The following is a 26177-nucleotide window of genomic DNA, read 5'->3' as shown; positions in this document are numbered from 1 at the left end:
CAGGTCTTCTCCGACTCACACGAGACCTACGGCTACCGGCGTGTCCACGCCGCGCTCCAGCGGATGAACGTGCAGGCCGGAGCGGAACTGGTCCGTGCGCTGATGCGCGAGCTCGGCCTGGTGCCCTGCCAGCCGCGGCCCTGGCGGGCCACCACCATCGCCGACGACGCGGCGCCGTCCACCCCCGACCTGCTGGCCCGCGACTTCACCGCTGACGCTCCCGGGCGCAAACTGGTCAGCGATATCACCTACGTTCACACCTGGGCCGGCTTCCTCTATCTCGCGACCGTCATCGACTGCCACACCAAAGCCGTGGTCGGCTGGGCAATGGCCGACCACATGAAGACCTCACTCATATCGGATGCACTCGATATGGCGGCCCGGAACATCGACCTCGCCGAAGACTGCATTTTTCATTCCGATCGTGGCGCCCAATACACGTCCCGGGAACTTCGTTGCAAGCTGCGCTCGTTGGGCCTGCGAGCGTCGGTCGGCCGCACCGGTGTCTGCTGGGACAATGCGATGGCCGAATCATTTTTCGGCGCCCTCAAAAACGAACTCGTGCACCGGACTACGTTCCCGACACGCGCACACGCCCACCGGGCGATCGTCCGCTACATCGAGATGTTCTACAATCGAAAACGCCTCCACTCCGGACTCGGCTACAAGACTCCCGCAGAAGTCCACGCCGAGTACGAGGAGTTGCAGGCAGCGGCATAGGTAGAACCCTCAACGCCGCTGTCCGAGAAGCGCAGGGCCCCTCAATCGATGCCGCCCTCGTGTTCCCGGACGGAACGCAAGGGGGCGTCGGCCACCCGTGCCGCGCCGATGAACCCGACGTAGTTGGGCGTCGCGGCCAGGATGACGTCGCGCGAGTCCCGCACGAGCGCGCAGCAGGAGCACCATCGCCTCCTGGCAGCCGGTGGTCACCACGATGCTCTCCGGGTCCACCGTGAAGCCCTCGTCGATCTCGAGCTGGCGCGCTATGAGTTCGTGGATGAATCCTTTGGTGCGGCCGTACTGGAAGAAGGTGCGCCGCACGTGCTCTGCGGGAAGTCCTTTCTCCTCTTCGAGATAACCCGTGAACGTCATGAGGTGACGTGACAGATCCTCGACGTCGTAGAAGCCTTCGAACGGACGGCCCGCCGAGAACGAGACCGCTTCCGGATACCTTCCCGCGAGCTCGTTGAGCAGCGTCCTGGAGGTGAGCGCGGGATCGTCGACCGACGCGTGCAAGTCGGTGGTACTCAGCCGAATTGGCCCTGCTTTTATGGACATAGTCACGTCATCCTCATCCGCCGGACAACTCAGCCCTGAGCTGGTGTCGGTTGGGTAGGGCAGCGCTCCGCGAGGGTTGTCGTGGTGCCACGGCCCGCACAGAGGCAGATCGGACTCGTGCGGCATCGATGTGGCCGCGTCGAAGAACAGTGCCCGTACCGGCGCTTGAATGCTGCCTCGTCGGGGGTTCTCAAGAATATCTGGCTCTTCCCTCCAGCGTGAAGAGCATGGCCGCCGGAGCAGTTGAGATGCACGCCGGCCCCGACAACGGCCGGCCGCACACGAAACTCCCCGCGATTTCGGGGATGGGCGCAATTGAAGTCCCGTTGTTTCGGCGCGGGTCGGAGTGGATGGCCATGAGCCGTCGAGGCGATCGGCGACAGGCCCGGCCGAGGTGCGCCCCGTGCCTGTCCCGTCAACCCGTGCCTGTCCTGTCAACGGGACAGGACCTTGCCGTCGGCAACGCCTGCGCACCGCGAGCGCCGGGCAGGTGACGAGATCGGCGGCTTCGCACGGGTACGGGACGAGGGGAACGTCTCGTGCCGGGAGCCCCAACGGGCCGCGGAGAGCGCCGAGTTCCGGCCGGACCACCTGAAGCCACGGATGCCCGGACCGGGCGGTGCGACCGGCGGCCCGGACGACGCCGGAACCCGTGAGCGCTCACTGCGTGCCGACCGCCTCGGCAAAGAGCCCCGCGGCCCGTGGGACGTTGACACCCCTCCTGCCCGGCGGACAGAGTTGGACTGCCGGGGAACGGCGAGAAGGCCCAGGGGCTTGCTGCCGCGACTGGCCGGATTGACCCGGCCCCGAGGACCGCTGCCGGACGCGAGCGTCGAGCCGTACACACGGACGAGCCACCGCAACCGCTGCCCGCCGGGCGAAGAGCCGCGTCGCGGGCCGTCCGCCCGGCCAACACGGCTGCCTGTCAGGGCGATGCCGCATCGACACTCCGCTTCGACCACCCCCACCTCATCCATGCCCGGGGCTGAACGACAGGAGCCGGCAGACGGCACACCGTGGCGGCTCCACGAACTCGTTCCGCGCGGCAAGCGGTACCTGACACCTGAGAAGGAGCTGACGCATGACCACACTTGGCGATGGCGTGCTGGAGAAGGCGGCGGCGGAATACGCCGAGCAGGGCTTCTCCATCATCCGCAACGTCGTGCCGCAGGATCTCCTCGAGGAGGTGTCAGCCCACGTCGACTGGCTCACCCGCAAGTATCCGGATCTGCGCCCCGAGCACTTCCACCACCCGCTGATCCGCAACGACGCCTTCTGGGCCCGTCTGGTCTCCGACCCCCGGCTGGTGGACATCGCCGCGTTCTTCCTCGGCCCGGACCTGGCATGCTTCACCGCCCACTACATCTGCAAGCCCCCCTACGACGGACAGCCCATGCTGTGGCACCAGGACGGCGCCTACTGGACGCTGAGCCCCATGCAGGCGCTGACGGTGTGGCTGGCCGTCGACGAGAGCCCCACGGAGAACGGCTGCCTGCGGATGATCCCCGGCAGTCACGAACTGCCGCTGCACAAGCCGTCGGTCCGCACCGACGAACCCAACATGCTCTTCTCCGCCTCCGACGAGACGCTGGTGCAGGAGTGGGTGGACAAGCGCGGCGTCGTGGACATCGAACTCCAGCCCGGCGACGTCTCGATCCACCACCCCCATCTGCTGCACTACTCGGAGGCGAACACCTCCGCCAAGCGACGGTGCGGCCTCGACATCGGCTACATCTCCACGGCCACCCGGATCCACAGCGACGGGATCTACCTCGACCCGCTGATGGTCCGCGGAACCGACACCGACGGCCTCAACAGCTACCGCCCGTTCCCCGTCTTCGATGACAGTGAAACGATCCCCTTCGCCGGGCAGGCCGAGTGGAACGGCAAGGTCGCCACGCTCAACGCGGCACTGCCGCCGCGCTCGAGGGACCTCCCCGACGAGAGCCCCATCGAGACGACCCGGCACATGATCGACCGTCTGCGCGCAGGCACCGCGAAGCGCTGACCACGGCCGCACCCGCCGATGGTGCGCCGCTCACCCGTGGCGGACCATCGGCCCGGCCGACGGCGCGTCAACTCCGGCAGGCAGGCCCGCAGGCGGCGGCAGCACGCCGAGACCACCAGCAGCTCCTCCCGGGCCCAGCAGCTCTTCCCCGGCCCAGTAGCTCTTCCCCGGCCGGGGGGCCGTGGCTAGGGTGTCGCGATGCCCATGGATCACTCCACCTGGTCGTCGATCGCCGCTGAAGACTTCCCCTTCCCCGAAGGCGTTCCGGCCTCCCGGCTCGGCGACGAACTGTCCGCCATGTTCGTCCACCCTGGCCCCCGGGTCCGCGATGACCAGGCGTATACCGCGGCCGCGCGCTGGATAGCCGAAGGCCGTCTCGACGAGGTCCTGGAGGACCTCGGGGACACGGCTGCGGACCGTTTCACGCATCCCGAGATCCAGGCGCGGACGTTCGCGCCGCTCGTTCTGCGGTGCGTGCTGGCGCGCGCGGTGGCCGCGCCCGGTGCTGTGCCGGGAGCCGCCGCCGAGCGGTGGTACGTCCCCTTCGCCGCCTGGTATCCGGCCGAGCGCGACACCCGTGGCTGGGACGACTCCCTGGGCTGGCTGCACGCCGTCGCCCATGGCGCTGACGCGGCCGCGGCGTTCGCGCAGGCGTTGCCGGGCCGCCGCGCGGAGCTGCTGGAACTGTGTGCCCGCCGGATGACGGCCGCGGCCGACCACCGGTATGTCCAGCTGGAGGATGCCCGTCTGGCCCGGGCGATCTGCCGCATCCTGCTAGTGCCCGGCCTGTCGGCCGAGCAGGCCACCGGATGGCTGAGCGTGGTCGCCGAGGCGCTGGAGGGCGGCGGTCCCGGCCCGGTACCGCCGTGGGCGTTCAACACCTTCGCGACCCTGCAGTCGCTGCACCTTCATCTGACCCGCGGCCTCGCCGAGGAAGGCGTTCCCGCCCACGCCGGCGCCGTCGCCGCGAACGTGGCCGCCGTCCTCCAACTGCCGTATCACTGGCTCGCGTGACAGGCACCGCAAGTCCGTTCCGACCGCCGATGCCCCCGGGGCGTGCTGCCGCCGCACGGGCAGTGGGCAGCCCCTCCCCGCCCTGCCTTGTCCCCGAACGCAGCCCCACATCGGCCGTGGGGACCAGCGGTACAGCCGTTGGCGCTAAGCGCTTGGTCGTGGTCGTCAGCTGCGGATATCGGCGTTCGGATGGGGCTGGACCTGAAGCCGTTCGCGGAGGTCGATCTCTTCGGTGGTGAGTGAGCCCTCGGGCCGGCGGATGCGGACGGGCTTCGACTCGGGCGGCAGGTCGTCGTCCGCCACGGCGGCCTCGGCCTCGGCGAGCGCCCGGTAGAGCGAGGCGACCGAGGGGGACTTGCCCGCGTTCTTCCCGACCTTGATGGTGAGCTTCTTCGCGATCTCCGGGACGGGGACGCCCCTGTCCTTCAGCGCGACGGCGAAGGTGAGCATGTCGTCGTCGATGACCTTCGGCCGTCCGCCGTGGTTGCCCTTGGCCGCGGCGGTGACTTGGCCTTCGAGGGTCTTTTCCCGGATGTAGTTGCGCTCGATCTGCCCGGCGACGGCGAGGACGGCGAAGAACATGGCGCCCATGCCGTTGGGGTCGTAGATGCCGGTGAGCGGGCCGGTGAGGAGTTCGAGCTGGATGCCGCCGGCCTGGAGGTCGGCGGACAGCGTCATCAGCTCGGCGGCGTTCCTGGCCAGACGCTTGAGCTCGTGCACCGTGAGGATGACGGGCGTCTCGGGCGCGGCCTCCTTGAACTGGTGGGCCAGCGCGAGCACCCTCTCCAGCTCGGGCCGGACCTTCACGCGGGTGCTGATCTGCTCCTTGAAGACCTTGTGGCACTCCGCCCGGTGGAGGGCTTCGAGCTGGCTCGCCAGCTCCTGGCGAGCGGACGAAGTGCGGGCGTACCCGATGCGGACCGGACGCTCGGTGCGCGGCGCCGGCACGACGGCAAGCGCCGGGCCCTGCTTCCATGCGCGGCCGAGGTGGCGGTCCGCGGGGACGGGGATCTCCAGTTCCTCGCGAAGTGCGGGGACGAGGACGAAGCGGCGGGTGTGGTACTTCGCGGCGGTCTTCCCGCCTCGGGTGCGGCAGGCGCTGCCGGCGGGCGCGTCACAGTTCGGGCAGTCGTGCCGCTCTACCGCAAGTGCTGCCTGATCGGGCGTGAGATCCATGCCGGGAGTCCTCAGAAGTGCCTCGCACAACATGCGGGTTTCGAGTGGACTTTTGCGAACGGCGACCTGCGGAGACGTGATCACCTTCGGGCGTGTCGCAGAACTCTCACAGATGGTCATTTGTGAGAGGCGTGACCCTTGTCGCACCCGGCGGGCTGGCCAGGGTGTCATGCGGGTTCATGGCCCAGGGCGGCCGCACGCCGGTAGTACTCGTACAGGCCCTCGAAGACGGGGTTGGCAACGGCCATGGTGTGGACGTCGTCGCCGGTCATGGACAGGCCCCGAAGGGCGACGTCGAGGCCGGGAGCTTCGGGGGCGTGGAAGCGTTCGTCGTCGATGTCGGCCTCGTGGACGATCTGGGCGATCCGCACAAGGGCGGGGTCGTCGGTGAGGCGGTGGACGCGCAGGATCGTCTCGAAGCTGCAGTCGCCGTGGTGGTGGCCGAGTTCGGCGCCGCGCATGTCGAAGGGGGTGGCGTCGGCAGGCACCTGGGCGGGGTCGGTGACGAAGACGAACTCGGCCTCGGGGTCGATGAAGCGGCCGATCAGCCAGGCGCAGGCGGCGCGGTCGATGTGGATGCCGGCGCGGGTGGCCCACTTCATGAGGTGCTCTCTTCCGTGGTGTTGGCGGGATGCAGGGCTTCGACGGCCCTCTCGGCGCCATGGCGGTCGGGCGGAGGGAAGTAGTCGCGGCGCTGGATGCGCCGCAGTTCGGCGCGCAGCTTGGCCAGTACGCGCCGCCGTTCGGCGTCGTCCGTGTCGCGTGCGTCTTCGGCCTGGGCGAGGATCTGCTGGTACTCGGCGGCCCGGGCCTGGGTCATGTCCTGCACGAGCTGCTGTTCATGGCCTGCGGCGGCCGGGTGGGCGATCCACACGGTGGCGGTGCCGCCGAAGTCGGTGACCTCCTCGGCGATCCACTCCAACTGCTCCTGGGTGCGGGCGCCTGCGGGCAGCGCGACCAGGCCGTCGCTGATCTGTCCGACTCCGAGGCGCTTGAGCTTGCGCCAGACGGTGATCCGCGGGGTGGAGGGCTCGCGCGGCAGGCGATAGGAGAGCAGCACCCACTGCCGCTCGGGCCCGTTCACTCGCTGCCTTCCGGCCGGTCTGCCGCAGCCGCAGCCGCAGTTCGAGGCTGCAGCGAGTTGTTCAAGTGCATCCCTCAAGACCTGCCCTTCCAGCGACCCAACGTGTGATGTAACCATGGTTACACAGCAGTGGGCGGGGTGGAGGTACGTGGTTGCGTATGCCCTGGCCGTCCGGACCACCGCCGTCTCGTACGGCTTCATCAGGACGAAGGAGAGCGCAGTGACCGTCACCGATCAGCCCCCGAGCCCCCCGGGCAAAGCCGATCACGCATCTGGCGGTGGCGATGTCATTCCGCTGCGGCAGGCGGCCCGGGCTTGGTTCGAGATCTCCTGGCAGACCTTCGGTGGCCCGGCGGGGCAGATCGCGGTGATGCAGCGGGCCCTGGTGGAGGACAAACGCTGGATCGGCCAGCAGCGGTTCAACCATGCCCTGAGCTACTGCATGCTCCTGCCGGGCCCGGAGGCCCAGCAGCTCGCCATCTACACCGGGTGGCTCCTCAACGGCACCCGCGGCGGCCTGATCGCCGGCACCCTGTTCGTCGTGCCCGGCGTCCTGGCCCTGCTCGCCCTGTCGGCGCTCTACGTCGCCTTCGGCTCGACCGCGGCCCTCGTCGGCGTCTTCGCCGGCCTTGCACCCGCGGTCGTCGCCATCGTCGTCCAGGCCGTCTCCCGGGTCGCCCAACGTTCCCTGACCCACCCGCTCCTGATGGCCCTCGCCGCCGTTTCCTTCGCAGCCCTGGCGCTGTTCTCGGTGCCGTTCCCCGCCGTCATCGCCGCGGCCGCCCTCGCAGGCTGGCTCATCGGCCGCTACAAGCCCGACGCCCTGGCGCCCCCGGCCGGTCACGGAGCCGGTGACGGGCCGCCGCCGCTCATCCCGGACGACGCCCTCCACCACGAGCAGCCCAGCCGCCGCCGCACCTGGCGCATCCTGGGAGCCGGTTTGCTGCTGTGGGCCGTTCCGGTGGCCGCCGTCGCTCTGCTGACCGGCGCCGGGAGCGTGTTCACCACCCAGGGTGTGTTCTTCTCCGGCACCGCGATGGTCACTTTCGGCGGCGCCTACGCGGTTCTGGCCTTCGTCGCGCAGCAGGCCGTGCAGACGTACGGCTGGCTCAGTGCCAAGGAGATGGTCAGCGGCCTTGCCCTGGCCGAGACCACTCCCGGCCCCCTGATCATGGTGGTCCAGTTCGTCGCGTTTCTTGGCGCCTACCGCGACCCCGGCGGCCTCGACCCGTGGGTTGCGGCCCTGCTCGGCGCCCTGCTGACGACCTGGGTGACCTTCGTGCCGTGTTTCCTGTTCATCTTCCTCGGCGCCCCCTACATCGAGCGCCTGCGCGGCAACCGCCGGATCTCCGCCGCCCTGACGGGCATCACCGCCGCCGTCGTCGGCGTCATTGCCAACCTCGCTCTCTTCTTCGCCGAACACGCCCTCTTCACGGACGTGGACGAGAAGAACTTCGGACCGCTGCACATCGCCCTGCCCGACCTGACCACACTGCGCCCCGCGGCCCTCGCGATCACCGTGATCGCGGCGCTGCTGATCTTCAAGCTCCGCTGGAGCGTCCTGCGGACCCTCGGTATCTGCGCCGCCCTGGGCCTGGGCGCGGCCCTGACCGGGCTCCCCGGCATCTGAGCCGTCGAGGAGATGGACATGTCGGTCCCGGTGACCGTGATGGACGCCGGGACCGATGCGCACCCGAAGGCTCTCAGTCCCCGCCGCTGTCGTCGTCATCGTCGAGGCCCGCCGCATCCGGGTCTCGCAGTGGCCGCAGCCCACCGCCGGCCGGGGTGGAGGCGGTGAAGCTGTAGCGGCCCAACACGTTCAAATTCTTGTGCTTGAGCGGGGACAGCCGCGCGATGTCCTCGTCCCGGATCTCGTGGCCCTCGGCGCGGAGCTGGGCGACGGCAGCGTCGATGTACCGGGTCGTCCACAGGACCACGGCATTCAGGACCAGGCCGAGCGATCCGAGCTGATCTTCCATCCCGTCGCGGTACGCCTGGTGGATGGTGTCCTTCTTGCCATGGCAGAGGTCGCGGGCCAGCTTGTGGCGGGACTCCTGGACGGTGAGCTGTTTGTGCATCTGGCGCCGGTAGGTGTCGTCGACAGGGTCGACGACGGCGAGTAGGTGCAGGGTCTTGGCGATGAGCCCGTATTCGGCGAACGCTCGCCCCAGCGGGGTGGGGTGGCCCTCGCGGCCGAACATCCGCAGCAGGTCGTAGGCGCGGACCTGGTTGGTGACCAGGGAGCCGGCCACCCGCAGCATGTCGGGCCAGGCGGTGAGGATCTTCTTCACGTTGACCTTGTTGCCGGCCAGCGCCTCCAGCGGCCCGTACCCGCCCGTCGTCTCGGCGCCGGGCATCTGGGCCTTCCAGAACCGCTGGTCTTCGAGGTCCTTGAAGCGTGGGGAGAAGCAGTAGCCGAGCATCTTGAAGATGCCGAAGACCATGTCGGGGTAGGAGGCGTTGTCGGTGGCGACCATCTGCTGTTGCCGAGATCGCAGAGCTCCGGAGTGCTCAGCACGGTCACCCCCTGGGGGAACTGTACTTCGGCACGGGCGAACGGGACGCTGTTCTCGGCGTCCAGTTGGGCCTGGACGTCGGCACCGTGGAAGTCCAGGGCCAGGTCGGCCGTGACTGTCTCGCCCTTACTGCCCTTGAGTGCGGCGCCTGTCACCTCGAGGTCCCACGGGATGTCCCCGGACCCGTCCGTCACCAGCAGGGCCAGGAGCAGTGTCCCGCCCAGCACGGCAGCCGTCACCGCAGACACCCGACCGAGCCGGATCCGTCTGATCATGTCGTTCCTTTCGCGCTCCGCCCCGGCGCGGTGGGCACCGGGGACGCGCCGACGAGCCCCAGGTGCGTTGCCCGTGCCTACGAGACACGTTCGGCGGGCTGAGGGTTGTATCAGGTTGTGTAGGAGGTTCCGAGTCGCGGACCCCTGCCCATCAGGCGGTTCCGTCCGGATCGACCTGCTGGAGAGGCACGGCACCCCGGCCGGGCGAGGCGCGTACAGCCGGCTGTGCGGCTGGGCCGTCGACGGCATCCAGGAGCGGGTGTTCACCGCGCGATGGCCCGAGCCGGCGACGATGGGGACCTCAGCCGGGCCGTGTGGCCGGGCTCCGCGATCGGGCGAGCGCACCGGAAGGCGGCCGGCGCCGACTCCCAGGAGTAAGCGCGGCCGCACAGCCGAGACGGTTCGCCTCCGTGTGAAGATCACGGTGTGAACGACATACGCTTCCGGCTCGCCACCCACGCCGACCTCCCCTGCGTCGTCCGCCTGCGTGACGACGCCGCCGGTTGGATGCTCGCTCAGGGCATCAAGGGCCAGTGGCAGCCGGGCGAGTTGGACGAGGACCACTTCCGGCGCGTCATGACGAGCGGAGAGGTCTGGCTCGCGGAGGCCGCCGGTCTTGTCGCCGGGGCCTGGGAGCTGTGGTGGGAGGACGAGGACGCCTGGGGAGCACAGCCGCCCGTGGCCGGTTACGTCCACCGCCTGATGGTGGATCACGGCAGCGTCCCGCCGGGTACCGGGCGACTGCTGCTGCAGGCCGCGGAGCGCCGCGTGGCCGCGACGGGGCGGGCACGGGTGCGCCTGGACTGCCTGGCCGGCAACGCGCGTCTGACCGCGTACTACCTGGACGCCGGATACAAGGCCGTCGGCCACAAGGCAGGAAAACCGCAGCCAGGAGGTGCGCCCAAGTCGTTCACGCTCCTCGAAAAGGCGGTGCCGGTCCACGGCGGGTAGCAATCGCCCGTTGCGTGGCGAGGACCGAAGGGCGGCAGGAGGTCACCGTCCGGTGAGCGGGGTCCGGCGGACCGGTGAGGCCCCCGGCCGCGACGGCGCGGGCGAAAGCCCCCCGGCCCGGACCGTACGCCGCTCCCGAAGCGAATGCGCGGAGCGTCCGCAGGAGTTGACGGCCCGCACGGTCGAACTCCGGCCGCTCGTGGTCGAATTTTACCCGCCGGCCGTCGGACTCGGCCCGCAGGTGCGGCCGTTGTGCCGTACCGGGCCGGGGTGTCCCGCCGTGCTTCACCAGTCGAACCCCTCGCCGTCGCCCCGCTTCTCGATGCAGTACGTGCGGAAGGCCTGGGCCTTGGCGACCAGGTCCTCGTCCTCCAGGTACCAGTCGAACGCCGCGGTGGCATGCGCGCGCCGCTCGAAGTGGACCGCGGCGAAGCGACGGAAGTCGGCCCGCATCGTCTCCGGGGTGAACTTCCGCCCGGAGTCGATGAGTTCCTCGAGCTCCGCCGCGCTCACCTCGGGCTGTTCGGGGACGTGGATCGGCTCGGTCGCGGGAATGTCATTGCGGATCGCCAGGGGCTCATCGGCGTTCGCGAAGTCGAGACAGAGGGACAGCCGGGCCGTCTGGGCGGTGCTGCGCGCGGAGTGGGGGTCGGTCGAGTGGATCTTCCACACGTCGCCGCGGCGTATGTGGTAGACGGGTGTCGTTCTCGGAATGCAGGGCCTCCTCGCTGGTGCGCAACGGAACCTGCACCCGCAGGCCCGGCTTGGCCCATTCGCTGCGGTTGGTGCCTCGGCATCGGCTATTTCCAGGTGCAGAACCAGAACCAGAACCAGAACCAGAACCAGAAACCTGGACCTGGACCTGGATCTGGATCTGGATCTGGATCTGGATCTGGTCAGGGTGGGTCGGGTGGCCTGTTGGCGGGAGTTGGAGGTGTTCGCCCTGCTGGAGGGGGAGGTGCTGGAGTATGCCGAGGTCATGACGGGGCACGTCGCCATCCGTTACCGGCGGGTTGTATGCGCGTCTGCTCGATCGGCTCGGCGCGGCGGTGATGGTCGAGCTCAGTGCGTTCATCGTCTTCACCAACTATGGCGAGCGGGGACGACAGGGCGGACGGGATCGAGTCGCAGGGTTTCTCCGAGGTCTGCGGGATTGCCTTGGCTGTGTGTCCTTGGTCCGGCGTGGCGTCGGCGGTATGTCCGGGAACCCGTTTGTGGCTCATCGCAGCCTGCTGTTCAGGGTCGCTTGCGAGGTGTTCGGTTCGGTGGCCGGCGCGGAGGATGTGGTGCAGGAGTCCTGGCTGCGGTGGGCCGGCGTCGAGTTCTCGCTGGTGTGTGACCCGTGGGTGTATCTCGTCGGGGTCGTCACACGGCTAGCGCTCATCCGCCTGCGGTCGTTGTCGCGCGGCCGCGAGGCATGCGTTGGCGAGTGGTTGCCGGAACTGCTGCTGACCGGCCCTGATGTTGCCGAGGACGTCGGACTCGCGGAGTGCGTCTCGGTGGCGATGCTGGCCGTGCTGGAAGCGCTCGGGCCGGCGGGTCGGGCGGTGTTCGTGCTCCGTGAGGTCTTCGAGGTGCTGTACGGCGAGATCGCCGGAGCCGTGGGGAGGTCGGCGGCCGCGGTGCGGCGGATCGCGCGGCGGGCACGCGGGCATGTGGCGGCTCGGCGGCCGCGGGTGCGGGTGAGCCGGTCGGAGCGGCAGGCCGTGGTGGAGCGGTTCCTTCTTGCGTTGCGGACCGGGCGGTTGCAGGAGCTGGTGGAGGTCGTGGCGCCGGACGTGGTGCTGATCGCCGATGGCGGCGGGCTCGCGGGCGCCGCTCTGGGTCCGGTCCACGGGGTCGATCTGGTGGCGAGGGTGCTCGCGCGCACGAGCCGGGCGGGAGCGGCCGCGATCGAGGCGACGGCCGTGTGGCTCGACGGTGCGCCTGCGGGCCGGATCGAGATCGACGGCGAACTGGCCGCGGCGCTGAGCCTGGTGGTGGAGAACGGGCAGGTCACCCGGGTCTGCCTGGTGAGAAACCCGCGGAAGCTGACGCGGCTGGACGAACCGGCCGAATTCGTCAGGTGAGGCGGCTGCTGTTCTGGCGTCGTGGGTGTTCCGGGCGGCCGCAGGCCGGCCCGGGACCCGACGGCGGCCGGGACCGAGGGTCCAGGATGGACGGGGGATGGAGCACGATCCGGCAGGGGGTGTTCGGCGCCCCCGAAGGGCCCGGTTACCGGCCTCGGGGGGTTCTGGCGCCGCCGGGGGCCGGACCGTCCTGCTGCAGTGTCCGCCGGAGCGTGTCGAAGGCGGTGGGGCGTGGCCGGTCCGTCAGGAAGTCACGGATGTGGTGGGCGCATTGGGCCGGGGAGCGCAGGCTGGTGTCGACGTCCAGGTCGTGCAGCCCGTGGGAGTGCACCTGGCCGTACTGCAGGGCGGCCAGTCCCGGTTGTCGGTCGCCGCGGTCGAGTTCGCGGCGCTCCAGTTCGGGCAGTGGGCAGCGGACCCCGACCAGGACGGTGTCTTGGGGTACGAGCAGGTCGAGGAGGTCCAGCAGTCGCCAGCGGCGGCTGAGCGGGTGGTCGACGACGAGGTTGTTGCCCCCTGCGGCCATGCCGGCGACGGCGCGGTGGAATCCCTTGACCGTGCGGTCGATCTCCGCCTGGAGGTCCTCGTCGGACATCTCGCGCCCATCGCGCCCGCCGCGCATGGCGTGGAAGGCGTCGACCGGCATGTGGAACCACGTTCCGTCGAGGAGGTCGAGCAGTGCCCGGGCGATGCTGGTCTTGCCGGAGCTGGACGTGCCGTTGAGCAGGATGACCGTGCCCCCGGACGCGGTGTCGGGGATACGTGCGTGAGCCGGGTCCGCGGTTTCCGCAGCCGCCTCGGGTGCCATGTGTCGTCCCTTCCGTTCCGTGGCGGAGGCCGCGAATTGGGTGTGCTGCCTCCTTGATCATCGCAGGGCGCGAGAAGCCGGAGAACGTCCGGCGCTGTGTTCCTTCCTCGGCCGAGGCGGCCGCCGGGGTGACCCGGCCCGTCCGCGTCCGCCCGCGTCCGGCGGCGGGCGGTGAGGGGTGCGCGGGAGCGCCCGCGGTCACTGGCCGGGCGGGGGCTTCGGCGACTCAGACGGCCGGCTGTCCGTGGTCCGGGCCTGGCTGGGCGGTGTCGTCCGAGGCCGGTCCGGGTCTGGTGTGCAGGACTTCGCGGGCCTGTTCGGCGGCGCGGGTGATGCTCTCGCTGATGAAGTCGAGGAAGCGGGCGATGTTCTCCAGGCGGGTGGCGGCGGGGGTGTCACGGCCGAGGACGGCGACGCCCTGTCGTGCGGTCTTGACGAGTTCGTCGTTGGCCCGGGCGCTGGCGATCGTCGCCTGGTAGAAGAGTTCGTCGTCGACGACGTAGCGGTCGCGGCGGCCCTCGTCGCGTTCCCGGCGGACGAGGCTCTGGCTCTCCAGGAACGTGATGGCCTTGGAGATGGACGCCGGGCTGACCTGGAGGCGCTGGGCGAGCTGGGACGCGGTGAGGCTGCCTGCGTCGGCGGTGAACAGGCAGGTCAGCACCCGGGCCGTCATTTTGGGCAGGCCCGAGGCCATGAGGACGGTGGTGAACGTCTCCTCGTACTCGGCCACGGCCTCGGCGTCGCGTCCGTGCGGCTGGGGGGCCGATTCCGGCCCCCGGGAGGGGGCGGCCTTGCGCCGGTGGGCGCGGCGTTCGGTGGCGCGGTGGGCCAGGTCGGCGCGGTAGGCGGTGGGGCCGCCGTTGCGCATCACCTCGCGCGTGATCGTCGAGGTCGGGCGGTCGAGGCTTCGGGCGATCTCGGCGTAGGGGAGGCTGTCGGCCAGTCCCAGCGCGATCTGCTGGCGTTCCTGCTGGGTGAGTCTGCCTCCCGGCATCGCGGTCTCCTCGGTGATCCCTCGCGGCGGTCCCTGATCCCCCCACTATAGCGTTCACTCCTCATTCATTGCAATGATCGGAGTGGTGGTTGTTGCGTTACTCCCAAGACCGTTGCAACAATTTACAGGCTTCTACCTGCATGGATGCAGATTCTGCGCAACGACTACGTTGCCTGACTGTGGAAAGCAACGTAGCGTTTCCAATGTCAGAAACAACGAGTGAGCGCTGGAGAACACGATGCAGAAGTTCGACACCCCCGCCCCGATCTCCGCCGTCCTGGACATCCCCGCCGGACGCATCCAGTTCATCGCCGCGGACCGCGCCGACACCACCGTCGAGGTCCTGCCCGCCGACCCCTCCAGGAGCCGCGACACCAGGACCGCCGAGCAGACCGCCGTCACCTACGCCGACGGCGTCCTGCGGATCACGGCCCCGGCCCCCGGCAACCAGCTCTTCGGCTCCTCCGGATCCCTGGAGATCACCGTCCAGCTGCCCGCCGGCTCCCGCGTCGAGGCCAGGGCCGCCGGCGCCGAGCTCCGCGGCGTCGGACGCCTCGGCGACGTCGCCTTCGACGGCGCGTACCGCCAGATCAAGATCGACGAGGCCGCGAGCGTCCGCCTCACCGCGACCGACGGCGACGTCGAGGTCGGCCGGCTGGGCGGCCCCGCGGAGATCAGCACCGCACGGGGCGACATCCGCATCACCGAGGCCGCGCGCGGCACGGTCGTGCTCCGCACCCGGTCCGGCGACATCACCGTCGCCGCCGCCCCCGGCGTCTCGGCCTCCCTGGACGCCGGCACCGGCCACGGCCGCGTCAGCAACGCCCTCAGGAACGACGGCACCGCCGGACTCGACATCCGCGCCACCACCTCCCGCGGCGACATCACCGCCCGCAGCCTCTGAAGGCAAGCAGGAGCCAGGACTGTCCGGCCGGGCCGGCCGGGCCCTTGGCGGCGACCGGGAACCTGCCGGCCGCCGCCAAGGGGCACGGCCGTCCGTCCCGGGGGACCCGCGATCCACGAGCAGAGCAGGACCCGGAGAAGCCGTCCAGGACACCCAGTGCGAACAGGTGGGAACACATGAGGAAGAACAACACCCCCTCGGCCGGCTCGGCTTCGACGTGGACCGGCATGGTGCCCGTCGGCGACACGGCCCTGGCCGTCACCGACACCGGCGGCCCCGGCATCCCCGTGGTCTACCTCAACGGCCAGTTCGCCACCCAGGGGTACTGGCGGCGCGTCATCGCCGGACTCGGTCCGGGATGGCGGCACATCACCTACGACGAGCGGGCCCGCGGCAAATCGAAGCGCTCGGCGGACTACTCCTTCGAGGCGGCCGTCCGGGACGTCGACGCCGTCCTCGCCGCCAGGGGCGTGGACCGGGCCCTGGTGGTGGGCTGGTCCTACGGGGCGTTCGTCGCGGCACACTGGGCCGCCCGCAACCCCGAACGCGCCCTGGGCGCGGTCCTGGTCGAGGGCGCGCAGCCGTACGACTGGCTGGACGAGGCCGTGGAGCAGCGGATCCGGAAACTGTTCCGGCGGACGGGCCGGTTCCTGCCGCTGCTGCGCCCGACGGGTCTGACCCCGCGGATGAACGCCGAACAGATGGCGAACACCAACATCGAGCTCGGCAGGCTCGCCCGCGAGCGCGAACTGGGCCCTGTGCTGGACGGCATCACCGTCCCGGCACGGTACGTGGTCGCCTCGGGGGCGTCCCTCGGGAGCAAGGGCGACGAGCAGGAGAGGATCCGCGCCGGCCTCGACGCGGTGACCGCCCGCAACCCGAACATCCGCATCAGCGCCAAGGTCGCCAGCAACCACGACGCGATCCTCAAGAAGGACCTCGCGGCCGTCGCCGAGGCCGTACGCGAGGTCGCCGACCACGACCGCGGGAAGCACTGAAGAACGGCCGACGGCGTCGCCCGTGCAGCCGGGCCGGAGCGACTGCCGTTGGGCGCGGGGTGCTGCGCCGCTGATGCGCTCGTAGGGCGAGCGATGTCTCCGGCGTAGCGTTCACCCTCAATCCAATGCAATGAACAGAGTGAGGGCTGTTGCATTAGAAGCCAAAGCATTGCAACGATTTCCCGTCAACTGCCTGCAGTGATGGCGAACATGCACAATAATTCCGTTGCCGAATCCATGAATGCAACGTAGCGTTTCCATTGCAAGAAACAACGGTCGGAGGCTTCGCGAGCCGAGAGGCCTTGCGGGGCCGAGAGGTGCGCGTTTCGCGAAGCGGGCAGTCAAAGGGGTGGGGTCATGGAAACAGCACAGAGCCGGCAGCGGGCGGCACCCGGCGCCTGCACCGCCTTCGCCCGCTTCGTACTCTGCGGCGGCGGAGTGGGGCTCGCCTCCAGCTTCGCCGTGGCGGCCCTCGCCTCCTGGATTTCCTGGGGCCTGGCCAACGCCCTGATCACCGTGGCCTCCACGCTCCTCGCCACCGAACTGCACGCCCGCTTCACCTTCGGCGCGGGCGGGCGCGCCACCTGGCGCCAGCACGCGCAGTCGGCCGGGTCCGCGGCGGCCACGTATGCGGTGACCTGTGTGGCGATGCTTGTCCTGCAGCAACTGGTGGCGGCACCCGGTGCGGTGCTCGAGCAGGCCGTCTACCTGTCCGCCTCCGCACTCGCCGGTGTCGCACGGTTCGCTGCGCTGCGCCTCGTCGTCTTCGCCCGCAGCCACGCGCAGGACGCGGCCACCGTCCGCACGGTCCGTCCTGTACCCGCGACCACGCCCCGCGCGACGGCACCGGCCCGCGCGATGGCACCGGCCCGCGCGATGGCACCGGCCCGCGCGATGGCACCGGCCGGCCCGGCGGCGCTCTGCCGCGCCGCCTGACCGCTTCGCCGCACGGGCCATCGGGCGCAAAGGGCACCGGTCCTCCGGGCCGGCCACTCGACGGCCTCGGAGTGGGCGGCCCGGGGCCAACGGCCATGGCCCGCCTCTGCCGCGTCACCCCACCCGGTCCGCTCGTGCGCCCACAGCACGTCCGCCGCAAGGCCCGTTCGCGGCTTGCTCTGCGCCCGCGCCTACCCGCTGTCGCCGGCGCGGTGGAAGATGCAGAAGGGATGCCCGGCGGGGTCGGTGAGAATCCGCGCCTTGGGCTCATGAGGCTGGTGCTCCGGCTTGCCCGCGCCCAGTTCCAGCAGCCGGGACTCGGCCTCCTCTGATAAGGGAGGTCTTCCCTGTGGGGTGCCTGCGGCCGGCGGTCCGCGCCCATGCGACGAGCCCGTTCTCGCGAGCCGACCGGAGCCGAATGCGGGCGGCAGATTCCGGGAGCCGCGCACACGTGGGAACCGTGCGCAGTGGGCAGAGCGCAGGAGCGGGCCCGGTCAGTTGGCCGACGTGTTCCGTGTCATCTCGGCTGCCTCGGTGATGGCGCGTTGTCTGAGATCGCCGAACAGCTGCATCGTGACGGCGGCCAGAACGTCGTCCCCGCCAACAGTCCGCCCGTCCCCGCGGCGGGTGGACAGGGCGAGGAGGGGGTCCTTGAGCAGCGGGGCCGGGGCTGGCTCGCCCGGCACCACCAGACTGACCGTCCCGAACCGCTTGACCCCGCCCTCGCGGACGACCTTGGCCGCGTCCCGGGCCAGGGCCGTCAGGAACACGCTCGCGATTCCGTCCAGGTCGCGGACCATCGCCGGGACGGCCCTCACCCCCCGGCTCCCCAGCAGCCTTCTCACCCCGGCCTCGAACCGGTGGGCGCCAGCCACACCACTCGGTGTACGCGCCCCGCGGCGCTCACGAAGAGACACGAGCGCACCATCGGCGTTGCGCACCTCGCCCATCAGGCCGTGGAAGGTCGGGCTGTGCAGGTACCACGCCGATCCCACCTCCACCTCGACATTCCGGTCGATCGCCGAGATGAGGTCCTTGGGAATCAGCCTCGTCCTGGCCTCCTCGGCCGCCGCGCTTCTCGCGCCGTCGATGATCTCCGTCAGTACGGTCCGCGTCACCGACGCGGCGGCCCACGCGGCCGGCCGGGAGACGTGCAACGAGGTCACGTCCCTGAACACCGCTTTGACGAGCTGAGGCTTGAACGGCAGGTCGGTCACGACGGAAGCGGTCTGCGGACCGCTGCGCTCGGTGCGTAGGAGTTGTGTGGTCATCGAAGAATGTGCTTTCTGCTGTCGGAGGTGTCAGTGGCCCATGCCGCACCGGGCGGCGAGACCACAGAGCTCTGCGGAGGGCGCCGAGCCAGCACAGGGCCTGCCGGGCGGGGCCGCCAGCACACAGAGGTGCAGGCGGCCCCGCCCGGATTCTCGGCGTTCCGGCGACCGGGCGTGCGGCAGGGGGTGCCACCCGGGCGACGCGCTGTGGTGCGGCGCCGTGCCGGTCAGGCGACCTGGTACCTGCCGACTTCCAGGAAGTGGCGCAGTGCTTCGGGTGTGTTGTCGTCGAGGGCGGCGTTGGCTGCCGCGCGCAGGGCCGGGCTGATGGACGGGTCGGCGAGGATGCGGGCGATGGCGACGCGGTCGTCCTCGGCCTGGGCGATGCGGTAGCCGGTCTCCAGCCAGGCGCGCATCGCGTCGGAGTCGTTGGCGTCCAGGAGGGCGTTGACCTCGGCGATGACGCGCCGGCCGCTGTCGGGGTCGGCGAGCAGGCGCGTGATGGCGACGCGGTCGTCCTCGGCCTGGGCGATCCGGTAGCCGGTCTCCAACCAGGCGCGCATCGCCTCGGGGTCGTTGGCGTCCAGGAGGGCGTTGGCTTCTCGTGTCACACGCCGGCCGCTGTCCGGGTCGGCGAGGATCCGGACTATGGCCACCCTCAGGTCGTCGGCGTCCGGCTCGTCCGCGGACGAGAACACCGCGGGCACCGTCACCTCGGTCGGTGCCGCCGTGGCGGCGAAGGACGGGGTGGCGAGCAGGAGGGCCGGGGCGAGGATGCCCGCGGCAATGCCGGGCGCTACGCGATGCAGTCGCAAGGGGAATGCTCCTCTTCGTGGGCTACGGAGGTGAGTTGAGGACGCCTCAGGGCGTTCACCTCGGTGATGCTGCCACCTGGGTCTGACAGCGGCAGTTACCCCGCTGCGGTCGCAGGGCACCGTCGCCGCGGACGTGGCCGGTGTTTCATGGCGGCGCGCCTTCGAGAAGGGCGGCCTTGAGCGCGGCTCGTGGCTGTCGGGGCATGATCGGGGCGAGACGATTCCTGGGGGCGGTCGTGGCGTGGTCCGAGCGTGTGGTGGTGCGCGACGGGGTTCGGCTTGTCTGCCGGGACCGGGGCGGGCCGGGGGAGCCGGTCGTGCTGCTGCACGGCTTGGCCGGTCATGCGGGTGAGTGGGAGGTGGTGGCCCCGCGGCTGATTGCCCGGTATCGGGTCGTCGCGGTCGATCAGCGCGGGCACGGCGCGAGCGAGCGTCATCCGCAGGATGTCTCCCGGGCCGCCCATGTCGCCGACGTCGTCGCTGCAACCGTGCCCCGGGAGAGGGAGATCCCTCCCTCGCCTACGGACTGGCTGCGGTCTTGGGTCACGCACCAGCGCGTGACCTGCACCGCCGGTGGGTGGGATGTAGACGGGTGCCCTCCGGTGCCCAGTGGTGAGTTGACCGACGGTCAGCGGCCGATAGATCGCTGCGGTCGTTGTCGGCGTACACGCGCTGCGCTGCCCGTCACCCGTACAACCTTCCGGTGAGAGCGCCGGTCTCAGGAAGCGGCGCCGCACCACCTCGTGTTCATGCAACCTGGGAGGGGTCTTTGATCTCCGCACGCACGACCCATGTCTCGGCGGCCGTCCCCACCGTCCTCGCCATCACGCTCGGCGCCGGCGCCCTGTCCGTCCCGTCCCCCGCCGCCCCACTGCGGGCCGCGGGCCTGCTGGACATGGACGACGCGGCCATCGACGGCTCCCACGTCCGGACCTCAAGGGGGGCTCACACCGGACCTTCGCCGGTCGACCGCGCGCGCCCGGGCAGCAAGCACCACCTGATCAGCGACCGCCACGGCACTCCCCTCGCCGTCTCGCTGACCAGCGGAAACCGGCACGACGTCACTCAGTTGATGCCGTTGCTGGACGCGATACCCCACATCCGCGGGCTCCGCGGGCTCCGCGGGCATCCGAGGCACCGGCCGGGCCGACTGTTCGCCGACCGCGGCTATGACTACGACGAGTACCGCCGCCTCCTGCGGACCCGCGGCGTCACACCGAAGATCGCCCGCAAAGGCACAGCCCACGGCTCTGGCCTGGGCCGCACCCGCTGGGTCGTCGAGCGGACCTTCACCTGGCTCCACCAGTTCAAGCGGCCGGATCCGCTACGAGATACGCGCCGACATCCACCTCAGCCTGCTCCAACTCGCCTGCAGCATCATCTGCTTGAGACGACTCCGAACTTCATTCTGAAACGATCAGTAGGTCCTCCTCGGCCTCGAAGCAGAAGTGAAGCTGCTGGGGAACGGTTTGGCCGGGCCGGCTCGGAGCCCGGTAGCCGTCGACCCGTTGGAAGCCGATGAAGAGTCCGTCCTCACGGTTGAGGCCCGCGAAGTCGGCGTCCGGCTTCGGGTGGGGTTCGAGGCCGGTGGCCTGCTGATGGAACGCCGCCGGAGCCAGCGGATCAGGGCAGTCGAGTGTTATCGCGCTCAGCTTCATCTGCAGGGGCATGGCACCTCCGGGCCGACCGGTGGACTTCATCGATGAACGGCCTGGAGACGGCTGCCTACGGTTGAGCGGGCACCGGCCATGCATCCTGTCCCACGGTCCGGGCGTGCCGCAGCTTGCGGGTGAAGCGGTGCATGTGGGGGTCGAGGAGCTCCTCCGGCTCCTCGAGTACCTGTTGGCCGGTCAGCCACCGGATCGCGCTGAACTCGCCTGGGTCGTAGGAGGTGATGGTGCGGGCGTCGGCGTCGAGGAGGTACCAGAGCGAGACGTCGGTGTGCGCGTGCCGGCCCCGGGTTCGGGTGACGGTCAGGAAGAGGGGACGCTCGCCGGTGATCGGTGATGCCACGGCCTCGATGCCCAGCTCCTCACGGCATTCGCGGCCCACCGCGGCCCACGGGTCCTCACCCGGCTCGACATGGCCCCCGGCCGGCAGCCACAGGCCCGCCTTGCGGTGCGCGACGAGCAGCAACTGCCCGCGCCTCTCGTCGAGGACGACGAAGTAGCTCACCAGATGCATCGCCGGAACATCCGGCTTGCGCACCCGGTGGAGCGGGGCCCCGCCGGCGATCCACCGCGCGGCGGTCCCCAGATGGGCGCGCTCCAGGTCGTCCCACGGTTCGATGGCGCCGACCAGCCCCAGAAGCCGGGCACGCGGCTGATCGTCAGAGGCGGTGAGGAGGTGGCCGGTCGAAGGCATCCGTACATCCTGGCAAGCGGCACTGACAACCGTGCCCGACGGGCACCAACCACCCGGGGCGCCCGGGGAACTGCGCGACAACGGCACCGAATTGCAGACCGGCGACAGCTGATCGTCCAGGATCGGGCAAGCCTCCCATGAGGCACGGACGGCGTCGCCCACGACAGTGGCATCCCGGGGCGTGGGTCGGCCGCGGCGATCCCGGCGCTGCCCGGCAGAGCAGCGAGGGGCCCGACCGTGAACCGGCCGGACCCCCTCGTCAGGTCCCATCGTGCTGCAGGCCGTCAAACACGGCGCAGACGCTCACGGGACGCCGCAGGCGCTCGCCGGAGGGCGCGCGGGGACGGCAGCCCGTCGAGCACTCAGGAAGGAGGACCGGCTAGGCCAGACCGTATGCGGAACCGCACTGCTCCTTGTCGCCCTTCACGGCGCAGACATTGACGACGATCGGGGTCCCCTCCGCGATGTTGCCGGTCTTCCAGCCGGAGTTGTAGTACGCGGAGTGGCCTCGTGTGGTCGCCTTGCGGTACCCGGCCGCGTTGGACTGCGCCGCCGCTTCGGCTTCGATGCCCCAGCCGTCGCTCAGGATGTCGCGGACTTCGAGGGCGTCCCCCGGGATGGGCGGGCTGACCGAGTTGTCGGGGTCGGCGTTCCAGTCCGCGAAGCCCGCGCGCACGTGGTTGTTGTAGACCTCGATGCTGTAGTTCTTGCCGTTCCTGTCCACGCTGAACGTGAAGTTCGGGTCGGCGGAAGCATTTCCGGCCCCCGAAATGACTGCGCCACCCGTCAGGCCGGCTACGGCGACAGCTGTGCCCAGGAATCGCTTGAAGGTCCGCACTTTGTGAGAATCTCCCATGATGAAGGGCGCCTTGGTCAGAGGGGCCCCGAGGTCGGGGCCGCCAACTGGTGCAGCGCAACCCCCCGGTCCCTGTGATCATATAATGCGCATGACAACCGGTACCGGCCCGTTCCGGACCGGGCCCTGCGGCCGCCTGGCGCGGGCGACGGCCGCGTACGAGAGCGACCGGTCACGCAGTTGCGTCGGCCTGCTGATGGCCGTGCGTCTGTCCGGTCTGGCTGCGCTCCCGCTTCACATGCAGGACGGGCAGGGGCCTCGCGGCTGCGTCGCCATCGCGACGCGGAGCCGAGTCCGGGCCATGGGATGCCTCATGCCTCCGAGTTGAAGTCTCCGGCCGCGGTCCTGGACCGCTGGGACCTCGGCGGGTACGTGGTGTCACGCACGTCCACGTGTGTGTCGAGCTCACCTGCGGCCACACATCATGCGCTCGTCCAGGCCGTGTTACTCACCGGAGCCCGCGCGCCGCAGCTCCGGACGGGGCTGTGGCGCGCGGGCGCGTACGGGGCTGTTGCGGGCGATCCGAACGTGGTTCGGGCGGTGCTGTGGGGAGTTGGCGTCGTCGTCGACCGGGTGCGGCGTTCGGTGGGCCGTCTCGGCCCGGCAGGCGGTGGGGCCGCTGTTGCGCATGGCTTCCCGCGTGATGGTCGAGGCCCGGGTGGGCCGGGCGTTCGGCGGTGTCGGTGCAGGGGATGCTTCGGCCGGTCACGGTGCGATCTGCCGGCGTTCCTGCCGGGCGAGTGCGCCGCCCGGCGGGAACGGTCCGCGCCGGCGGTCTGTGACGCCTCCACCGGCTATAGCGTTCACTCTCAATCCATTGCAACGAACCCTGTGGGGGTGTGTTGCGTTAAGTGTGGAGCCATTGCAACAAATTTTAGGCAACTACCTGCGGTGATGGCGTTTTGACGCAACAACTCTGTTGCCGGATCTGTGAATGCAACGTAGCGTTTCTGTCATCGGAAACAGCGGGCCGACAGGGCGCGCAATGCCGGAGAAGGAGAGCACGATGCAGAAGTTCGACACCCCCGCCCCCGTCTCGGCCGTCCTCGACATCCCCGCCGGGCGCATCCGGTTCATCGCCGCCGACCGCACCGACACCACCGTCGAGATCCTGCCCGCCAACCCCTCCAGGAGCCGCGACGTGAAGGCGGCCGAACAGATCCGGGTCGCCTACGGTGACGGCGTCCTGCGCATCGAGGCCCCGGAGGCCAGAAACCGGATCCTCGGCCCGTCCGGCTCCGTCGAGGTGACCGTCCAACTGCCCGCCGGCTCCCGCGTCGAGGCGAAGGCGGCCGCCGCCGAACTCCGCGGCGTGGGACGCCTCGGCGACGTCGCCTTCGACGGCGCCCACCGCTCGGTCAAGCTCGACGAGGCCGACAGCGCCCGCCTGACCGGCCTCGACGCCGACATCACCGTCGGCCGCCTGGACGGCCCCGCCGAGATCAGCACCCAAAGGGGCGGCATCCACATCACCGAGGCCGCGCGCGGCACGCTCACGCTGAACACCCAGATGGGCGACATCACCGTCGGCGCCGCCCACGGAGTCTCCGCCGCCCTGGACGCCGGCACCACCTACGGCCGGATCAGCAACACGCTCAAGAACACCGACCCCGCCCCCGGCCTGACCATCCACGCGACCACCGCCCACGGCGACATCACCGCCCGCAGCCTCTAAAAGGAGCATCCCCCCATGACCGACTCGGCCATCGCGGCGCACGGGCTGCGCAAGTCCTACGGCGACAAGGTCGTCCTCGACGGCATCGACCTGACCGTCCCCGCGGGAACGGTCTTCTCCCTGCTCGGCCCGAACGGCGCCGGCAAGACCACCGCCGTCAAGATCCTCTCCACCCTCATCTCCCCGGACCCCGGCTCCGGCCAGATCCACGTCGGCGGCCACGACCTGGCCACCGAAGCGCAGGCCGCACGCGCCGCGATCGGCGTCACCGGCCAGTTCTCCGCCGTCGACGGCCTGATCACCGGCGAGGAGAACATGCTCCTCATGGCCGACCTGCACCACCTCACCAAGCCCGAGGGACAGCGCGTCACCGCCGAACTCCTGGAACGCTTCGACCTCACCGAGGCCGCCAAGAAGCCCGCCTCCACCTACTCCGGCGGCATGAAGCGCCGCCTGGACATCGCCATGACCCTCGTCGGCAGCCCGCGGATCATCTTCCTCGACGAACCCACCACCGGCCTCGACCCCCGCTCCCGCCACAACATGTGGCAGATCATCCGCGAACTCGTCACCGGCGGCACCACGGTCTTCCTCACCACCCAGTACCTGGAGGAGGCCGACGAACTCGCCGACCGCATCGCCGTCCTCAACAACGGCAAGATCGCCGCAGAAGGCACCGCCGAGGAGCTGAAGCGGCTCATCCCCGGCGGACACATCCGCCTGCGCTTCACCGACCCGGCCGCCTACCAGTTGGCCGCCACCTCGCTGAACGAGGCATCCCGCGACGACGAGGCCCTCGCCCTGCAACTCCCCAGCGACGGCAGCCAGCGCGAACTGCGCGCCATCCTCGACCGGCTGGACGCCGCCGGCATCGAGGCCGACGAACTCACCGTGCACACCCCCGACCTCGACGACGTCTTCTTCGCCCTGACCGGCAACACCGTACCGAGCCAGCCCAGCCAGCCCAGCCAGCCCAAGGAGGCCCTGCGATGAGCTCCTTCTCCCTCGCCGTACGCGACTCGTCCACGATGCTGCGCCGCAACCTCCTGCACGCCCGCCGCTACCCCTCGCTCACCCTGAACCTGCTGCTCACCCCCGTGATGCTCCTGCTGCTGTTCGTCTACATCTTCGGCAACACCATGAGCGGCGGCGCGGGCCGCTCCGCCTACATCGCCTACATCGTCCCCGGCATCCTGCTGATGACGATCGGCTCCACCGTCGTCGGCACCGCCGTGTCCGTCGCCACCGACATGAACGAGGGCATCATCGCCCGCTTCCGCACCATGGCCATCCACCGCGGCTCCGTCCTGTTCGGACACGTCGTCGGCAGCGTGCTGCAGGCCATCATCAGTGTCGTCCTCGTCGGCGCCGTCGGCGTCGCCATGGGCTTCCGCTCCACGGACGCCACGGTCGTGGAATGGCTGGCGGCACTCGGACTGCTCGCGCTCTTCGCCCTGGCGTTCACCTGGATCGCGGTCGGCATGGGCATGGGCAGCCCCAACGCCGAGGCGGCCAGCAACAACGCCATGCCGCTGATCCTCCTGCCCCTCATCTCCAGCGCCTTCGTCCCCCTGCACTCCATGCCCGGCTGGTTCCAGCCGATCGCCGAGTACCAGCCCTTCACCCCCGCCATCGAAACCCTGCGCGGACTCCTCCTGGGCACCGGGATCGGCAACAACTGGTGGATCGCCCTCGCCTGGTGCCTGGGCCTGAGCGTCCTCGGCCACCGCTGGTCGAAGGCGCAGTTCGACCGCGACCCCGCATAGCCGACATGACAACGCGGCCCCACCCGCAAACCCGTCCCACCCCAGGGCGGCGCACCCCGACACCCCCGTCGGAGTACGCCGCCCTGCCGGCCTTCTCCACCACCTGCCGTCTCCACCACCTGCCGTCTGCACCGCTTGCCGTCTGCACCTCCGGCGAGGACACGGGCCATGCTGTGCGGTCGTGCGGTCGTCTGGTTCGGCAGAACCAAATCCCTTTGCCCCCGCGCCGCTCCGAAACCCACCTTGTTTTCGGGCAGGGTGCCCGGTCCTTCAGGGCCGGGGTGAATGCCCGCTCCCGCGTGCGGGAGCGGGAAAGCCGGATCGCCGTCAGGGCGATCCGGCGTTGCGGAAGGTGTGGTGCCGGGGCCGGCCTGCGGCAGGTGGTGGTGACGGCGGGCCTGGGTGCTCTGCGGCCGAAG

At 70.2% G+C, this 26177-nt stretch carries 24 protein-coding genes and 5 pseudogenes; 14 read left to right on the top strand and 15 right to left on the bottom strand.

The window, feature by feature from the left end:
- On the top strand, positions 1-720 hold a 720-nt coding region (locus tag ACFYR3_RS43585), incomplete at its 5' end, for an IS3 family transposase (RefSeq protein WP_389287888.1).
- Between the two features lie 9 nt (positions 721-729).
- Here the strand turns inward: ACFYR3_RS43585 and ACFYR3_RS43580 are convergent.
- Positions 730-1278: a hypothetical protein gene (locus ACFYR3_RS43580; RefSeq protein WP_389287886.1), complete on the bottom strand. Its 549-nt coding sequence runs from the start codon at positions 1276-1278 to the stop codon at positions 730-732.
- Positions 1279-2359: 1081 nt separating this feature from the next.
- On the opposite strand from ACFYR3_RS43580, the gene ACFYR3_RS43575 reads away from it, so the two are divergent.
- Entirely contained in the window at positions 2360-3286 is a 927-nt protein-coding gene (locus ACFYR3_RS43575; RefSeq protein ID WP_355856741.1) for a phytanoyl-CoA dioxygenase family protein, read from the top strand.
- 198 nt (positions 3287-3484) lie between these two features.
- Positions 3485-4300: a DUF2785 domain-containing protein gene (locus ACFYR3_RS43570; RefSeq protein ID WP_389287884.1), complete on the top strand. Its 816-nt coding sequence runs from the start codon at positions 3485-3487 to the stop codon at positions 4298-4300.
- Positions 4301-4465: 165 nt separating this feature from the next.
- Here ACFYR3_RS43570 and ACFYR3_RS43565 read toward each other — a convergent pair whose 3' ends face one another.
- The 3 genes from ACFYR3_RS43565 to ACFYR3_RS43555 all read right to left on the bottom strand — a co-directional run bounded on the left by ACFYR3_RS43565 (position 4466) and on the right by ACFYR3_RS43555 (position 6560).
- Positions 4466-5476, bottom strand: a complete 1011-nt coding sequence (locus tag ACFYR3_RS43565; RefSeq protein ID WP_389287882.1) for a recombinase family protein — start codon at positions 5474-5476, stop codon at positions 4466-4468.
- Positions 5477-5643: 167 nt separating this feature from the next.
- Entirely contained in the window at positions 5644-6078 is a 435-nt protein-coding gene (locus ACFYR3_RS43560; RefSeq protein WP_389287880.1) for a chromate resistance protein ChrB domain-containing protein, read from the bottom strand.
- A complete protein-coding gene (locus tag ACFYR3_RS43555) occupies positions 6075-6560 on the bottom strand; it encodes a Chromate resistance protein ChrB (protein ID WP_389287878.1) in 486 nt (161 codons plus the stop codon). Before ACFYR3_RS43555 ends, ACFYR3_RS43560 begins: the two co-directional genes overlap by 4 nt.
- A gap of 148 nt (positions 6561-6708) precedes the next feature.
- Here ACFYR3_RS43555 and chrA point away from each other — a divergent pair, with 148 nt between their 5' ends.
- Entirely contained in the window at positions 6709-8190 is a 1482-nt protein-coding gene (gene chrA, locus ACFYR3_RS43550) for a chromate efflux transporter (protein WP_389287876.1), read from the top strand.
- A gap of 73 nt (positions 8191-8263) precedes the next feature.
- Here chrA and ACFYR3_RS43545 read toward each other — a convergent pair.
- Positions 8264-9040: pseudogene (locus ACFYR3_RS43545) on the bottom strand (Tn3 family transposase); the annotation flags it as partial.
- A 737-nt stretch (positions 9041-9777) separates the two neighbouring features.
- Between ACFYR3_RS43545 and ACFYR3_RS43540 the strand changes: the two are divergent.
- Complete coding sequence (locus tag ACFYR3_RS43540) at positions 9778-10302, top strand: GNAT family N-acetyltransferase (RefSeq protein ID WP_389287874.1); 525 nt, start codon at positions 9778-9780, stop codon at positions 10300-10302.
- A 285-nt stretch (positions 10303-10587) separates the two neighbouring features.
- On the opposite strand, the gene ACFYR3_RS43535 is transcribed toward ACFYR3_RS43540, so the two are convergent.
- Positions 10588-10974, bottom strand: a complete 387-nt coding sequence (locus tag ACFYR3_RS43535) for a hypothetical protein (protein WP_389287872.1) — start codon at positions 10972-10974, stop codon at positions 10588-10590.
- A gap of 524 nt (positions 10975-11498) precedes the next feature.
- Between ACFYR3_RS43535 and ACFYR3_RS43530 the strand changes: the two genes are divergently transcribed.
- On the top strand, positions 11499-12371 hold the full coding sequence (locus ACFYR3_RS43530) for a sigma factor (protein ID WP_389287890.1): 873 nt from the start codon (positions 11499-11501) through the stop codon (positions 12369-12371).
- Positions 12372-12516: 145 nt separating this feature from the next.
- Here ACFYR3_RS43530 and ACFYR3_RS43525 read toward each other — a convergent pair whose 3' ends face one another.
- Both ACFYR3_RS43525 and ACFYR3_RS43520 read right to left on the bottom strand, forming a co-directional pair.
- Positions 12517-13179 carry a chloramphenicol phosphotransferase CPT family protein gene (locus tag ACFYR3_RS43525; protein WP_389287870.1) on the bottom strand — a complete coding sequence of 221 codons (663 nt, stop codon included), beginning with the start codon at positions 13177-13179 and terminating at the stop codon, positions 12517-12519.
- A 226-nt stretch (positions 13180-13405) separates the two neighbouring features.
- On the bottom strand, positions 13406-14173 hold the full coding sequence (locus tag ACFYR3_RS43520) for a helix-turn-helix domain-containing protein (protein WP_389287868.1): 768 nt from the start codon (positions 14171-14173) through the stop codon (positions 13406-13408).
- Between the two features lie 238 nt (positions 14174-14411).
- Here ACFYR3_RS43520 and ACFYR3_RS43515 point away from each other — a divergent pair, with 238 nt between their 5' ends.
- The 3 genes from ACFYR3_RS43515 to ACFYR3_RS43505 all read left to right on the top strand — a co-directional run bounded on the left by ACFYR3_RS43515 (position 14412) and on the right by ACFYR3_RS43505 (position 17011).
- Entirely contained in the window at positions 14412-15077 is a 666-nt protein-coding gene (locus tag ACFYR3_RS43515) for a DUF4097 family beta strand repeat-containing protein (RefSeq protein WP_355856767.1), read from the top strand.
- 176 nt (positions 15078-15253) lie between these two features.
- Positions 15254-16075, top strand: a complete 822-nt coding sequence (locus ACFYR3_RS43510; protein ID WP_389287866.1) for an alpha/beta fold hydrolase — start codon at positions 15254-15256, stop codon at positions 16073-16075.
- 357 nt (positions 16076-16432) lie between these two features.
- On the top strand, positions 16433-17011 hold the full coding sequence (locus ACFYR3_RS43505; protein ID WP_389287864.1) for a hypothetical protein: 579 nt from the start codon (positions 16433-16435) through the stop codon (positions 17009-17011).
- Positions 17012-17202: 191 nt separating this feature from the next.
- Here the strand turns inward: ACFYR3_RS43505 and ACFYR3_RS43500 are convergent.
- The 3 genes and pseudogenes from ACFYR3_RS43500 to ACFYR3_RS43490 form a co-directional block, all read right to left on the bottom strand.
- Positions 17203-17340: pseudogene (locus ACFYR3_RS43500) on the bottom strand (VOC family protein); the annotation flags it as partial.
- A 165-nt stretch (positions 17341-17505) separates the two neighbouring features.
- Positions 17506-18282 carry a hypothetical protein gene (locus ACFYR3_RS43495; protein ID WP_389287862.1) on the bottom strand — a complete coding sequence of 259 codons (777 nt, stop codon included), beginning with the start codon at positions 18280-18282 and terminating at the stop codon, positions 17506-17508.
- A gap of 227 nt (positions 18283-18509) precedes the next feature.
- Positions 18510-19097 carry an ALF repeat-containing protein gene (locus ACFYR3_RS43490; protein ID WP_356785189.1) on the bottom strand — a complete coding sequence of 196 codons (588 nt, stop codon included), beginning with the start codon at positions 19095-19097 and terminating at the stop codon, positions 18510-18512.
- 203 nt (positions 19098-19300) lie between these two features.
- Here ACFYR3_RS43490 and ACFYR3_RS43485 point away from each other — a divergent pair.
- Positions 19301-19579 (top strand): annotated as a pseudogene (locus tag ACFYR3_RS43485) (alpha/beta fold hydrolase); the annotation flags it as partial.
- Positions 19580-19962: 383 nt separating this feature from the next.
- Positions 19963-20509 (top strand): annotated as a pseudogene (locus tag ACFYR3_RS43480) (IS5 family transposase); the annotation flags it as partial.
- A 9-nt stretch (positions 20510-20518) separates the two neighbouring features.
- On the opposite strand, the pseudogene ACFYR3_RS43475 reads toward ACFYR3_RS43480, so the two are convergent.
- From ACFYR3_RS43475 to ACFYR3_RS43460, 4 genes and pseudogenes are all read right to left on the bottom strand, one after another.
- A pseudogene (locus ACFYR3_RS43475) lies at positions 20519-20767 on the bottom strand (VOC family protein); the annotation flags it as partial.
- Between the two features lie 55 nt (positions 20768-20822).
- Complete coding sequence (locus tag ACFYR3_RS43470; protein WP_389287860.1) at positions 20823-21461, bottom strand: NUDIX hydrolase; 639 nt, start codon at positions 21459-21461, stop codon at positions 20823-20825.
- Between the two features lie 379 nt (positions 21462-21840).
- Positions 21841-22299, bottom strand: coding sequence for a hypothetical protein (locus ACFYR3_RS43465; protein ID WP_389287858.1), 459 nt, complete (start codon positions 22297-22299; stop codon positions 21841-21843).
- A gap of 462 nt (positions 22300-22761) precedes the next feature.
- A complete protein-coding gene (locus ACFYR3_RS43460) occupies positions 22762-22947 on the bottom strand; it encodes a hypothetical protein (RefSeq protein ID WP_355856788.1) in 186 nt (61 codons plus the stop codon).
- A 376-nt stretch (positions 22948-23323) separates the two neighbouring features.
- Here ACFYR3_RS43460 and ACFYR3_RS43455 point away from each other — a divergent pair, with 376 nt between their 5' ends.
- From ACFYR3_RS43455 to ACFYR3_RS43445, 3 genes are read left to right on the top strand one after another with little or no spacing between them, the layout of a single operon-like run.
- Positions 23324-23992 carry a DUF4097 family beta strand repeat-containing protein gene (locus ACFYR3_RS43455; protein ID WP_355856791.1) on the top strand — a complete coding sequence of 223 codons (669 nt, stop codon included), beginning with the start codon at positions 23324-23326 and terminating at the stop codon, positions 23990-23992.
- A gap of 15 nt (positions 23993-24007) precedes the next feature.
- Complete coding sequence (locus ACFYR3_RS43450; RefSeq protein WP_355856794.1) at positions 24008-24985, top strand: ATP-binding cassette domain-containing protein; 978 nt, start codon at positions 24008-24010, stop codon at positions 24983-24985.
- Entirely contained in the window at positions 24982-25758 is a 777-nt protein-coding gene (locus ACFYR3_RS43445) for an ABC transporter permease (protein ID WP_355856797.1), read from the top strand. The genes ACFYR3_RS43450 and ACFYR3_RS43445 overlap by 4 nt, the downstream gene beginning before the upstream one ends.
- Positions 25759-26177: the final 419 nt, after the last annotated feature.

The organism is Streptomyces sp. NPDC005784 (assembly GCF_042871525.1).
Lineage (GTDB): Bacteria > Actinomycetota > Actinomycetes > Streptomycetales > Streptomycetaceae > Streptomyces.
Note: the sequence above shows the minus strand (reverse complement) of the source record. Positions and strands in the feature narration are given on the sequence as shown.

Excerpts from the sequence above, each read along its gene's own strand:
- ACFYR3_RS43580 (WP_389287886.1), bottom strand. The coding sequence starts at position 1,278 with ATGTCCATAAAAGCAGGGCCAATTCGGCTGAGTACCACCGACTTGCAC.
- ACFYR3_RS43575 (WP_355856741.1), top strand. The coding sequence starts at position 2,360 with ATGACCACACTTGGCGATGGCGTGCTGGAGAAGGCGGCGGCGGAATAC.
- ACFYR3_RS43570 (WP_389287884.1), top strand. The coding sequence starts at position 3,485 with ATGCCCATGGATCACTCCACCTGGTCGTCGATCGCCGCTGAAGACTTC.
- ACFYR3_RS43565 (WP_389287882.1), bottom strand. The coding sequence starts at position 5,476 with ATGGATCTCACGCCCGATCAGGCAGCACTTGCGGTAGAGCGGCACGAC.
- ACFYR3_RS43560 (WP_389287880.1), bottom strand. The coding sequence starts at position 6,078 with ATGAAGTGGGCCACCCGCGCCGGCATCCACATCGACCGCGCCGCCTGC.
- ACFYR3_RS43530 (WP_389287890.1), top strand. The coding sequence starts at position 11,499 with ATGTCCGGGAACCCGTTTGTGGCTCATCGCAGCCTGCTGTTCAGGGTC.
- ACFYR3_RS43525 (WP_389287870.1), bottom strand. The coding sequence starts at position 13,179 with ATGGCACCCGAGGCGGCTGCGGAAACCGCGGACCCGGCTCACGCACGT.
- ACFYR3_RS43520 (WP_389287868.1), bottom strand. The coding sequence starts at position 14,173 with ATGCCGGGAGGCAGACTCACCCAGCAGGAACGCCAGCAGATCGCGCTG.
- ACFYR3_RS43515 (WP_355856767.1), top strand. The coding sequence starts at position 14,412 with ATGCAGAAGTTCGACACCCCCGCCCCGATCTCCGCCGTCCTGGACATC.
- ACFYR3_RS43510 (WP_389287866.1), top strand. The coding sequence starts at position 15,254 with ATGAGGAAGAACAACACCCCCTCGGCCGGCTCGGCTTCGACGTGGACC.
- ACFYR3_RS43505 (WP_389287864.1), top strand. The coding sequence starts at position 16,433 with ATGGAAACAGCACAGAGCCGGCAGCGGGCGGCACCCGGCGCCTGCACC.
- ACFYR3_RS43495 (WP_389287862.1), bottom strand. The coding sequence starts at position 18,282 with ATGACCACACAACTCCTACGCACCGAGCGCAGCGGTCCGCAGACCGCT.
- ACFYR3_RS43470 (WP_389287860.1), bottom strand. The coding sequence starts at position 21,461 with ATGCCTTCGACCGGCCACCTCCTCACCGCCTCTGACGATCAGCCGCGT.
- ACFYR3_RS43460 (WP_355856788.1), bottom strand. The coding sequence starts at position 22,947 with ATGCGCAACAGCGGCCCCACCGCCTGCCGGGCCGAGACGGCCCACCGA.
- ACFYR3_RS43455 (WP_355856791.1), top strand. The coding sequence starts at position 23,324 with ATGCAGAAGTTCGACACCCCCGCCCCCGTCTCGGCCGTCCTCGACATC.
- ACFYR3_RS43450 (WP_355856794.1), top strand. The coding sequence starts at position 24,008 with ATGACCGACTCGGCCATCGCGGCGCACGGGCTGCGCAAGTCCTACGGC.
- ACFYR3_RS43445 (WP_355856797.1), top strand. The coding sequence starts at position 24,982 with ATGAGCTCCTTCTCCCTCGCCGTACGCGACTCGTCCACGATGCTGCGC.